This window comes from Devosia sp. (assembly GCF_034675085.1).
Classification (GTDB): domain Bacteria; phylum Pseudomonadota; class Alphaproteobacteria; order Rhizobiales; family Devosiaceae; genus Devosia.
The window spans coordinates 1-11,463 of record NZ_JAUCDN010000083.1; the positions used below are offsets into that span (position 1 = coordinate 1).

The following is an 11,463-nucleotide window of genomic DNA, read 5'->3' on the forward strand; positions in this document are numbered from 1 at the left end:
CCGGCATCGCGCGGATAGCGCAGGGCGCGGCCCAGCTTGCGCTCCACCTGGCCGGGATAGCGCGCCACATCGGCATTGCCCCCGCCGCCGGCCCCGTTCTGGCCCGATGCCGACAGCGCCGCCACCGTATCCTGGGCGCTGGCTCCGCCATTGCCTGCCTGCTGCGGCGCAGGGGCCTGCCGCCGCGTCGGAGGCGGCGCGCTGGCCTGCCTTTGCGTTGGCGCCTCCGGCCGGGTGAAGGAGAGCACATGCGGAACCGGCGCGATCCTGGCCTGGCTGATCGCCTCCGGCTCCAGCGCCGGGCTGTCCAGCGCCGCCACCAGGTCTTCAGCCTCCAGCGGCAGCGCCGCCGCCAGAAGCGGCTCGGCCATCGTCTGCGGCTCGGGCGTGACGCTCTCGGCTATTTCCATCGCCTCCGCTTCGACGGCGGGAGAGATCTGCTCCAGCGTTTCGGCCGGCATCGGTTCCGCCGCTTCGGCCACCATCTCGCTCACCGCCGCTACCGGCAGCGGTTCGATGGCTTCCGAAAGCGCCTCCAGCGTTTCGGCCGGAACCTCTTCCAGCGTCTCGCTGGCCTCGAGCGGGGCGATGCTGGCCGCCGCGCCGCTCGACACCTCGTCCACCGCCGCGTCGCTTTCCACGCTCTGGCTCTGGTTGCTGGTCACCAGGCTGGTGCCGATCAGCTCCACCGTCACGCTGCCCATGGCCGGCGCGTCCTCGGGCGCGGGCAGGCCCAGCCACAAAAGGGCGACCCCGATCAGCCCGGTATGGACCAGCGCCGAGCCGGCGAATTCCGCGCGCATCTCAGGGCTGCGCCTCCGCCTCGGTGATGAGCCCGATCCGCGCATAGCCGGCCGCCGACAGCGCCCCCATCACCTTCATCACCTGCCCATAGGCGGTGGCCGAATCTCCCCGGATATAGAGCCGTTCGTCGGTGCCCTCGCCGGCCTTGGCGGCGATGGTGTCCAGCAGCGCCTCATAAGCCACGATCTGCTTGTCCACCGCGATAACGCCGTCGCTGGTGACGCTGATGGAGAGGGGCTGCTTGTCCAGCGGCATGGGATTGGCCGCCGACTTGGGCAAGTCGAGCGGAACCCCCATGGTCATCAGCGGCGCCGCCACCATGAACACGATCAGCAGCACCAGCATCACGTCCACCAGCGGCGTCACGTTGATGTCGCCCATAGGGGCGTGCCGGCCCCGCCCGCGTCCCTTGCGGCGGGCATTGCCCAGCGCCATGCCCATCAGGCGGCCCTCCCGGCGTCGAGCTGGCGCGACAGCATGGCGGCCAGCCGGTCGGCAAAGCCCTCCAGCCGCGCGATCAGCAGCCCGGCATCGGCGCTGAGCTTGTTATAGGCGATGACGGCGGGAATGGCCGCCAGCAGCCCCAGCGCCGTGGCCAGCAGGGCCTCGGCGATGCCCGGCGCCACCACGGCCAGGCTGGTGTTCTCCGCCGCCGCGATGGCGGTGAAGGCGTTCATGATGCCCCAGACCGTGCCGAACAGCCCCACGAACGGCCCGGCGCTGCCGATGGTGGCCAGGAACCCCAATTGCTTTTCCAGCGCGCGGCTTTCCTCGCTCACCGCCAGGTCCAGCGCCAGCTCCAGCCGGCTTTGCAGCCCCGGCGCATTGGCCGCCTGCTGGGCGTGGCTCTTGTCCCACTCTTCCATGGCGGCGCGGAACAGGCTGGCCATGCCGCCGTCCTGCGTGCCGGCCAGGTCCAGAAGCTGCTCGAAGCTCATGCCGCTGGCGAAGGCCTTTTCGAAGGCGCGCATCTGCCGGTGGCTGCGGCCATAGGCCAGCGCGCGGTTGGCGATGATGGCCCAGCACCAGATGGAGGCGACGAACAGCCCCACCATCACCGTCTTCACCACCCAGTCGGCCTGCAGGAACAGGGCGATGAACGAAAAATCATGCGCGACGTCGCCGCTCATTGCTAAACTCCGAAGCCGATATCGGGCCGGGCGCTGGTCGCCAGCCGGTCCAGACACAGATTGGCCGCCAGCTCCGGCCCCTCGCAGGCGGTCACGTCATTGACCAGAACCCGCCCCAGCTCGGCGCAGTCGAGCCCGGCGAGCTGGAATTGCAGCACCTTGGTCTTGTTTTCCGGCAGCGCCTTGAATTCCAGCGTCACGATGCGCCTGATGCCGCCATCGCGGTCGAACAGCGCCATTTCCAGCGCCGCCCGGTCCAATGTGCCGCCCAGCCCGTTGGTGGCCAGAAACGTCACCTTGCAGCCGGTTTCGGTGGCTTCGGCGGCGTTCAGCTCCACCGCCAGGCGCGGCTCGGCCTGCTGCGCCGCCACCTGCAAGGGCAGCAGCGCCAGCGCGATGAGGGCGAGGCCCTGCTTGAATTTTTTCATTTTCATGCGCTCCGCGTCAGGGTCTGCGCCGGCAGGCTCTCGGCCAGCGCCCGCCAATCGGCCGGCTCGGGCTGGCCGCTGCCGCGTTGCCCGAAAAGCTGGATGATGGCCTCGCCCTGGGCGTCGAACACCTCCACCGAGGTCAATTCGCCATCGCGTGTCGGCTTGCGCACTGCCCACACCCGCGCCACCTGGTCGAGCCGCAAATGCATGTGGAAGCCGGGGTCGAGAACGTTGAGCCAGGGCCCCATCATCTGGATCTTGTGGACCGTGCCGCCATGGATCTGCGTGCAGCCCCTGTTGCTGACAAAGGCCATCAGCTTCACCTGCTGCTCCGCCGCCGCCTCGAACAGCCTCGCGACCGCCGCGTGGTCGAGCTCCCAGGCGATGTCCGGCCCCAGCGCGTCCAGCGCCGCCAGCCGGGTCAGCTTGAGCTCGCGCAAAAGCCCGAACAGCTGATGCGTGTCGGTCATCGCGCGCCAGCGCCGGCGCAGCTCTGCCGCGTCCACCAGGCTTTCCGGCGCGGGGGCGGGGGGAATTTCGGGCTCCACCGCGATGGTGTCGCTCTGGTCGGGCAGGGCCAGCGTCTCCACCAGCCTGTTCCAGGCGGCGATGTCGGTGCCGGGCCGCGCATGCACCTTGTGCACGGCCTGCCCCTGGGCGTCGAAGAATTGCAGCGCGCGATGCGTGCGCCCCTCCTTGTCCTGGCGCGTGGTGGAAAAGCCGAAGCGCCAGTGCCGTGGGAAAATGCGCAGGTCGATATCGGCGCCCAGCGTCATGGCGGCATGGGGGGTGATCTCCACCCGCTCCACCTGGCCGATCTTCTCGCTGACGCAGCTTTCATTGCGCGTCAGCGCCATGATTTCGCCCACCTCCGTCAGCCCGTTGAGCAGCAGCCCGAGATCGGGCCGCAGCGCCCGCGTGTCGTCATGCCCGATCTGCGCGGCCACCAGTTCCGCCTCGGCAATGCCGTGGATTCGGGCAAAGTCCCGCGCCCGCATTTCGGGATGCTTGCCCCGGAGCGCGCGGATAGTGTCCGCCGATTTGCGTTCGCTCATTTTGCCTCGCCTATTTTGTCAGAATGAGTTTATTTTGTTTTGTGATGCGCAATATATACGTGGCGCCGTCATGGGTGATCGTCACCGCATTGGCGTCGCCGAAGATGTCCTGGCTGCGGAATTCGCGCTTTTCTTGCGCCGCGGCCCCGTCACTTCCAGAATTGCTGCCCTGGCCCGTCAAGGGTGGGTTTTCTTTTTTCATATCAATGGCTTGCCTTGGAGCTCCGACATCTGAGCCCCGGATCGTTCTGCGGCCACACCTAGCGGCACTTTCATCGCGCATCAATAGGTGAGTTAAAAAATCATGTTTACGTGACTCTGGGAAGCGCACCGGTTTTTATCGAATAGGCATGCAAAATCATAGGGATAAGCCGGATTTACCCTGTTCGGCTCCGCACTTGACAGGGCTCACCTGTCCCCGATAATAGCTGACTAATCCGATCATATTAAAAGACCGGGTGCCCCGGAAGCCTGCTTTCGGGTGCAGACGCCAGCGAGCCTGCCGCCTATCGGCCAAGCCAGCCAGCCACGACAAAACAAAAGTCAAATATAAGTGGGGCTCGCATGAATAATCATGTTCCGGGCGCGCCGTTGGCTGCGCCTGCTTTATCGACGCGAAGGCTGGGCTGGCTGGCCGGTTGTGCCGTTATCGCCGTATTGGCCGCCGGCCCGGCCGCGGCGCAGTCGCAGTCGGGGCTGACCGCCAATCAGGTCACCCAGCTCAAGCGCCTGACGGTCACCGCCACGCGCACCAGCGCGCAGGTGCTCGACGTGCCGGCCTCGGTCACCGTGGTCACCGCTGACGAGCTCGACAAGCGCGTCGTGCGCGATATTCAGGATCTGGTGCGCTACCAGCCCGGCGTATCGGTGACCCGTTCGACCAACACCACCAATCCCTTCGGTCAATTGTCCAGCTTTACCGTGCGCGGCATGAGCGGCAATCGCGTGCAGATGACCGTCGATGGCTCCCGCGTGCAGGAAATCCTCACCGATGGCTCCCGCGACCTGGTCGATCCTTTCAACATGAAGGCGGTCGAGATCGTGCGCGGTCCCAATTCGGTGCTTTGGGGTTCGGATGCGCTGGGCGGCAGCGTCGCCTTCCGCACCCGCGATCCCTCCGACCTGCTCGAAGGCCAGGACAAGCCCTGGGCGGTCGAGCTCAAATCCACCTTCGACAGCTTCGACAACAGCTGGCGCCAGCAGGTCACCGCCGCCTATGATTTCGGCGATGTCGAGGTTCTGGCCAGCTTCGGCCACCTGTCCAGCACCGAGCCCAGGGCCATCAAGGCCGATCCCGAAGGGGGAAGCTGGGGCTGTCCGCAGCGTCCCGCCTATTTCCGCTGCGACCGGCTCTTCCCCGCCGAGACCAGCGCCTATAACGGGCTCGCCAAGATCGTGTGGACGCCCAATGCCGACCACGAGATCAAGCTTACGGGCGAGTTCTTCTCCCGCAAGACCACGGTCGATCAGATCTGGGACAGCGGCGCCGGCTCTAATCCCGGCACCTCGCTCTACTACATTTCTGATTCCTATCTGCGCAATGTCGACATGCGGCGGTACCGCCTGGCGCTTTCCCACGACTGGCATGTGGGGGCGAGCTGGCTGGATTCGGTGAAGTGGAACGTCTCCTATTCGCCGCAGGCCCGCGACATGGACAGCACCTCCAACCGCACCTACACCACCCCCGCGCATAACCGGATCATCGAATCGATCCGCAACTACTCGGAAAACTTCTGGGAAGCCGACCTCCAGCTCCAGTCCTCCTTCGATCTGGGGCCGACCGCGCATACGCTGACCTATGGCTTTGATGGCGACATCACCCGGGGCGAGTATTTCGACGTCAACAAGACCTGGCGCTCCGACACCAACGCGACCACCTACGCCTATAATAACGGCTTCAGCTTCCCCAATTCGCGCACGGTGCGCGCCGACTTCTATGTTCAGGACGAGATCAAGCTGCTCGACGATCGCCTGACCATCACCCCCGGCGCGCGTCTGGCCACCTACAGCCTGACGCCCGACGCCGATTACGCTTCGCTGCCCGGCTATGCGCCTTCGGCGGTCAGCAGCGTCACCCTGCTCAAGAAGTTCGCCATCAGCTACGAGCTCGATGAGAACCTGTCCGTTTTCGCCGCCTATGGCGAAGGCTTCAAGATGCCGACGGCGCAGCAGCTCTTCCAGTCCAGCGCCAATATCTTCTCCTTCCCCGTCACCTACATCATCCCCAATCCCGATCTTCAGCCCGAGTCGGTGCGGAACTACGAGATCGGCCTGCGCGGTGAATTCGATCGGGGCTGGTTCAGCGTCGGCGGCTTCTATGCCAATTATGACAACTTCATCCGCAGCCTTCAGGCCGTTCCGGGCATGGTCGCGGCCGATGGCGTCACCCCCACCCATTACTGGTCCGACAATGTCTCGTCGGTGAACCTGTGGGGCATCGAGCTGGGCGGCGAATATGAGTTCTATGAGAACATCTTCGCCACCGCCAATGTGAGCTGGCAGACCGGGCGTCAGCGCCTTTCGGCCGGTGCCGTCGAAACCGCATTCGACAGTGCTGTCCCGCTGACCGCGGTTCTGGGCGTGCGCTACGAAATCCCCGAGCATGGTCTCGAATTCGAAGTGCAGGGCACCTTCGCCGCCGGTCAGGGCGAGCGGGCGCTGCCCACCACCTTCCGCACCGAAGGCTATGCGGTCTTCGATGCCTATGCCCGCTGGAAGCCCACCGAGAACGTGGAAGTCAGCTTCGGTGTCCAGAACATCTTCGACACCGCCTACTTCCCCAATACGCTCACCGGCTACACCACGGTTCCCGCCTCGGCGGCCGTGGCGGCGCAAAGCGTCCTGGAGCTTCAGCGCGGCCCGGGCCGCACCTTCAAGCTCGGCACCACCGTCAAGTTCTGATCCCGCCCATCCGGCCGGGGGGCATCCGTTCCCCCGGCCGTTTCCCGTTTTCCGAGGCCCCCCGATGTTCAAAGTCCTGGCCCAGTTCTCGCGCCTCATGGCGCTCTGCCTCAAGGGCGACCGGGGCAAGCTTGGCCTCCTGCTCTTTGCCCTGGTGGTGGGGCTGGAATTGCTCAGCGTCGTCGCCAGCCTCCGCCTCATCCAGTGGACCGGCGATTTCTATGGCGCGCTCGAACGGCTCGAAGCCGCCGAGGCCATTACCCAGGTCGGCATTTTCGCGCTCATCGTCGCGCTCAATTCCACCCGGCATCTGACCGCGCTCTATACGCGCAAGCATCTGGAAATGCGCTGGCGTCGCAATCTCACCGCCAACGCCCTCGATATCTGGCTGGCCAACAAGGCCTATTGGCATCTGAGCGTGTCCGGGCGCGACGCCATCGACAATCCCGACCAGCGCATCGCCGAGGATTGCACCATTTTCCTGCAAAAGCTGCTCAGCGAGGCGCTCGACCTGATTTCGCGCGTCGTCGGGCTGTTCTCCTATCTCGTCGTGCTCTGGAGCCTGGCCCAGTTCCCGCTCTCGCTGGCCTTTATCGGTCTGCCCGTGGAAATCCCCCATTACATGATCTGGGCCGCCTTCATCTATGTGGCGCTCAGCAGCGGGCTCACCCATCTGCTGGGCAAGCCGCTCAAGCCCCTGCTCATCCAGCAGCAGCAGCGCGAGGCCGATTTCCGCTTCGCCCTGGCCCGCCTGCGCTCCAATACCGACGCGGTGGCCCTGGGCGGGGGCGAGGCGGCTGAAAGGCGCCTGCTCGACACCCGCTTTGAGGATGTGGTGGCCAACTGGAACCGGCTGGTGCGGCGCGAGATCATCCTGGCCGGCTTCACCTTTCCCTTCAATCATTCGGTGCTGCGCATTCCGCTGTTCGTGGCGCTGCCCGGCTATCTGGCCGGTCATGTCGCCTTTGGCGGGCTCATGCAGCTGGCCAGCGCCTTTTCCAATGTGGTGACCACGCTTTCCTGGTTCATCTTTTCCTATCGTGACCTGGCCGATCTGGTGGCCGCCTCCAGCCGTCTGGATGGCTTCTTGCAAGCGGCCCGCGAAGCCGGCCGCCAGCGCGGCGGGGTCGTCCGCCAAATCGCGCCCCGCGCCGAAATCGGCATCGACAATGTCGCCGTCGCCACGCCCGATGGCCGCGGCCTGCTCTGCGTCTCGCGCATGGATATTGCACCCGGCGAAACCATCTGGGTGCGCGGCGCTTCCGGCCTGGGCAAGACCACGCTGCTCAAGGCCCTGGCCGGGCTCTGGCCTTTCGCCTCGGGGTGCCTGCGCTGCGCCGGCACGCAGGTGTTCATGCCCCAGCGCCCCTATTTCCCCGATGCCAGCATTTATTCGGCGCTGACCTATCCCGAGGACCCGCGCAATTATTCCCGCGCCGATCTCGACGATATCCTGCACCGCGTCGGCCTCGGCCATCGCACCGACCCGGACGACCGGGGCATCGGCACCAAGGGGCTGTCCGGCGGCGAGGAACAGCGCCTCGCCCTGGCCCGGCTATTGGTGCTGCGCCCCCAATGCATCTGGCTGGACGAGCCGACCTCGGCGCTCGATGCCGCCGCCGAAGCCGATCTTTTTGCCCTGCTGCGGGCCGAGTTACCCGACTCCATGCTGATCCTGGTGTCCCATCACCGCCCTCATGGGCTCGATGAGCTGCGCATTCTCGATCTGTCCGAGCATCCCCACGATCCGTCGCCCGATCCGGCGCCGGCCCTGATCCCCGCCTGAACCCTCAAGAGCCTGTTCATGACCCAGACCACCCATCCCCGCGCCCGCCTTTCCGCCAGCCCCGCCGATATCGTGCGCGCGCTGCCGGCCATGGGCCGCATCATGATCAATACCCGCTGGAATGGCGCCACCCATGAGCGCATGGGCGCGGTCGAAACCGTCGGCGAGGACGGGGGCTGGCTGGTCTGCTCCGGTCCCGAGCATACCGCCCGCATCGAATTGTCCCGCATTGCCTCAGTGGTGGTCGATCGCACCAGCATCATGGGCGGCGAGGCCTATCCGCGCGCCGATTTCCTGCTCGAAGACGGCAGCGTGTTGTGCAGCGCCATCAGCTTTTCCGGCCTCGCGCCCTTCGATGCGGCGCTGGCCCCCTTCGGCCCCGGCGAAGCCCTGCCGGTCGAGGAACGCACCCCGCCCGCCGCTGCCCCCGCGTCCGATGAGGCCGATCCCGGCGCCGAGGCCTTCGAGCGGGCGCTGGCCGCCGGGGCAGAGGTCATCATTCGCGTCGAGCGCCCCGGCTTTGTCCAGCATTGGCAGGGTGTGGTCGAAAAGGTCAGCCCCTCGCGCGGCTTCATCAATGTCATGCGCCCCGATTTCCACCTGCATTTGCGCGCCGGCGCCGTTTCCGGCTGGCGGCAGGAGACGCAGGGCGACGATCTGGTGCTCTTCGCGTTCGGCGCCGATGGCGCCCCCACCGGGCTCACCCTGCGCGGCAAGGCGGCCGCACTGGCCGCCGCGGCCGGTCTGGAAATCGCATGAGCACGATCCCCCACCCCCCGGGCGAGTGGCTCGTCCCTGCCACCGGCGCCTTGGCCAGCCATGCCGAAATCATCGCCGATATGGCCGCCAGGCAGGTGGTGCTGCTGGGCGAGACGCATGACCGCTTCGACATCCACCGCTGGCAATTGCATGTCGCCGCCGGCCTGCTGGCCAGCGGCCGGCCGCTGATGGTCGGGTTCGAAATGTTCCCGCGCCGTGTGCAGCCGGCGCTCGATGCTTTCGTCGCCGGCGACATCGAGGCCGACGCCTTCATCGAACAAAGCGAGTGGGAAAATGTCTGGGGGTTCGATCCCGAGCTTTACCTGCCGCTCTTTCACTTCTGCCGCCAGTTCAAGCTGCCCATGCTGGCGCTCAACTGCCACCGGCCGCTGGTGACGCGCATCGGCAAGCAGGGTTGGGACGCCGTGCCCGAGGCCGAGCGCGACGGGCTCACCCCGGCCCGCCCCGCCACCCCGGCGGCGCGGCAATTCCTCTTCGACATCACCGGCGGCGGGCGTTTTTCGGTGGCCGCCAGCGCCCCCGACGATCCCGGTTTCGACCGTTTCGTGCGCGCCCAAGGCGTCTGGGACCGGGCCTTCGCCGTCAACATCGCCAAGGCGCTCGACCGCCGGCCCGATGCCCTGGTCCTCGGCATTATCGGGCGGGGCCATATGAAATATGGCCATGGCACCCCGTTCCAGCTGGCCGATCTGGGCGTGGAGCGCGTCGGCGTGCTGCTGCCCGGCGATGCCGATTTCACCCCTTCGGCCAATGGCCCCATCGCCGATGCCGTTTTCCGCCTCGACACCAGGCAGATCGCCTCGCGCCCCCGGCGCGAGCCCGTCCGCGCTACCCCGTGAGTTTCAAATGATCCTGCGTTTCCTGCCCGCCCTTTTCGCCCTCGCCGCCCTGCCGGCTTTTGCCCAAGAGGCGCCGGCCGCCGGCCCCAGCCAGCTCAGCGAAGTCTATGGCGACTGGACCCTCAATTGCGCCACCGCCGAGGGCGTGCGCGATTGCGCCATCACCCAGGCGCTGGTCGATACCGAAACGCGCCAGCACGTGCTGTCCATCGAGCTTTACGCCGGCGAGGCCGGCGGGCTCGATGGCATGATGGTGCTGCCCTTCGGGCTTAATTTCGCGCGTGGCGCCGCTCTTGCCGTCGACGATGCGGCGCTGGGCGTGCCGCTGCCCTTCCTCACCTGCCTGCCGGCGGGATGCCTGGTGCCCGTCACCTTCACCGGCCCCGACGCCGATCGTCTGCGCGCCGGCACCCGCCTCGTGGTCACCGGTACCGGCGCCGCCGAAAACGACCCCGTGCCGCTGACCCTCTCGCTCACCGGCCTCACCGCCGCTTCAAAGCGCCTCGCGGAACTGGCCGGGCAGTAGCGGTCTCGGCCGTCCACAAAACCCTCTTTGTGCCACAAGGACGACGCATCCGCCGCGCGGGACCTCCCCCTTGATGGGGGAGGCTGGGAGGGGGTGATGAGGAAGTTAAGAGGGCTGTGGAGAGCCCCAATGTCGGAGCTAAACCCGCTCCAGCGCCACCGCAATGCCCTGGCCCACGCCGATGCACATCGTCGCCAGCGCCCGCTTCTTGCCGGTGAGGCTCAGCTCCAGCGCCGCCGTGCCGGTGATGCGCGCCCCGCTCATGCCCAGGGGATGCCCCAGCGCAATGGCCCCCCCATTGGGGTTCACCCGCGCGTCGTCCTCGGCCAGCCCCAGTTCGCGCAACACCGCGATTCCCTGGCTGGCAAAGGCCTCGTTGAGCTCGATCACGTCGAAATCATTCGGCGTCAGGCCGAGCCTGGCGCACAGCTTCTGGGTCGCCGGGGCAGGGCCCATGCCCATGATGCGCGGGGCAACCCCCGCCACCGCTCCGCCCGAAATCCGGGCGATCGGGGTGAGCCCATGGCGCTTGACCGCCGCTTCCGAGGCGATGATCAGCGCCGCCGCCCCGTCATTGACGCCCGAGGCATTCCCTGCCGTCACGCTGCCTTCGGGGAAGAGCGGCCTCAGCCGGCCCAGCGTCTCCAGAGTGGTGCCGGCGCGTGGATGCTCGTCCACGCTCACCACCACCGGGTCGCCCTTTTTCTGCTCAATGGCGACTTGGGTGATTTCCTTGGCCAGCCGTCCATTCTGCTGCGCCGCCACGGCCTTTTCCTGGCTGCGCACGGCGAAGGCGTCCTGCGCCTCGCGCGAAACGCCGAAATCCTTGGCCACGTTCTCGCCGGTCTCGGGCATGGAATCGACGCCATGCAGTGCCTTCATGCGCGGATTGATGAAGCGCCAGCCAATGGTGGTGTCATGGATCTCGGCCTTGCGCGAAAAGGCGCTGTCCGCCTTGGGCATGACGAAGGGCGCGCGGCTCATCGATTCCGTGCCCCCGGCGATGATGAGATCGGCTTCCCCGGCCTTGATGGCCCGCGCCGCAACCAGCACCGCATCCATGCCCGAGCCGCAAAGCCGGTTGATGGTGGTGCCGGTGACGCCCAGCGGCAGTCCGGCCAGCAGCAGGCTCATCCGCGCCACGTTGCGATTGTCCTCGCCCGCCTGGTTGGCGTTGCCGAAGATCACGTCGTCGACCGCTTCCCAGTCGA

Annotated in this window: 11 protein-coding genes and 1 pseudogene; 5 read left to right on the forward strand and 7 right to left on the reverse strand. The window is 66.7% G+C overall.

Annotated elements, in window-relative coordinates; genetic code table 11:
* The 6 genes and pseudogenes from VDP82_RS07250 to hemP all read right to left on the reverse strand — a co-directional run.
* Positions 1–803 (reverse strand): annotated as a pseudogene (locus VDP82_RS07250) (hypothetical protein); the annotation flags it as partial.
* 1 nt (position 804) lies between these two features.
* Positions 805–1,245 (reverse strand): biopolymer transporter ExbD, encoded by a 441-nt coding sequence (locus VDP82_RS07255; protein ID WP_323014183.1) that lies wholly within the window; start codon positions 1,243–1,245, stop codon positions 805–807.
* Positions 1,245–1,934, reverse strand: coding sequence for a protein TolQ (gene tolQ, locus VDP82_RS07260; protein ID WP_323014184.1), 690 nt, complete (start codon positions 1,932–1,934; stop codon positions 1,245–1,247). The genes VDP82_RS07255 and tolQ overlap by 1 nt, the downstream gene beginning before the upstream one ends.
* Positions 1,935–1,936: 2 nt before the next feature.
* Complete coding sequence (locus VDP82_RS07265; RefSeq protein WP_323014185.1) at positions 1,937–2,362, reverse strand: hypothetical protein; 426 nt, start codon at positions 2,360–2,362, stop codon at positions 1,937–1,939.
* A gap of 2 nt (positions 2,363–2,364) precedes the next feature.
* Positions 2,365–3,420: a hemin-degrading factor gene (locus tag VDP82_RS07270; protein ID WP_323014186.1), complete on the reverse strand. Its 1,056-nt coding sequence runs from the start codon at positions 3,418–3,420 to the stop codon at positions 2,365–2,367.
* 10 nt (positions 3,421–3,430) lie between these two features.
* A complete protein-coding gene (hemP, locus tag VDP82_RS07275; protein WP_323014187.1) occupies positions 3,431–3,622 on the reverse strand; it encodes a hemin uptake protein HemP in 192 nt (63 codons plus the stop codon).
* Between the two features lie 362 nt (positions 3,623–3,984).
* On the opposite strand from hemP, the gene VDP82_RS07280 reads away from it, so the two are divergent.
* From VDP82_RS07280 to VDP82_RS07300, 5 genes are all read left to right on the forward strand, one after another.
* Entirely contained in the window at positions 3,985–6,321 is a 2,337-nt protein-coding gene (locus VDP82_RS07280) for a TonB-dependent hemoglobin/transferrin/lactoferrin family receptor (RefSeq protein ID WP_323014188.1), read from the forward strand.
* 64 nt (positions 6,322–6,385) lie between these two features.
* A complete protein-coding gene (locus VDP82_RS07285) occupies positions 6,386–8,107 on the forward strand; it encodes an ABC transporter ATP-binding protein/permease (RefSeq protein WP_323014189.1) in 1,722 nt (573 codons plus the stop codon).
* 18 nt (positions 8,108–8,125) lie between these two features.
* A complete protein-coding gene (locus tag VDP82_RS07290; RefSeq protein ID WP_323014190.1) occupies positions 8,126–8,866 on the forward strand; it encodes a hypothetical protein in 741 nt (246 codons plus the stop codon).
* The gene (locus VDP82_RS07295; RefSeq protein WP_323014191.1) at positions 8,863–9,726 is read left to right on the forward strand and encodes a ChaN family lipoprotein; all 864 of its coding nucleotides are present in this window, start codon (positions 8,863–8,865) and stop codon (positions 9,724–9,726) included. Before VDP82_RS07290 ends, VDP82_RS07295 begins: the two co-directional genes overlap by 4 nt.
* A gap of 7 nt (positions 9,727–9,733) precedes the next feature.
* Positions 9,734–10,252 carry an invasion associated locus B family protein gene (locus VDP82_RS07300; RefSeq protein WP_323014192.1) on the forward strand — a complete coding sequence of 173 codons (519 nt, stop codon included), beginning with the start codon at positions 9,734–9,736 and terminating at the stop codon, positions 10,250–10,252.
* A gap of 138 nt (positions 10,253–10,390) precedes the next feature.
* Here VDP82_RS07300 and pcaF read toward each other — a convergent pair.
* Positions 10,391–11,463 (reverse strand): 3-oxoadipyl-CoA thiolase (pcaF, locus tag VDP82_RS07305; RefSeq protein ID WP_323014193.1); only part of this gene is annotated, 1,073 nt, incomplete at its 5' end.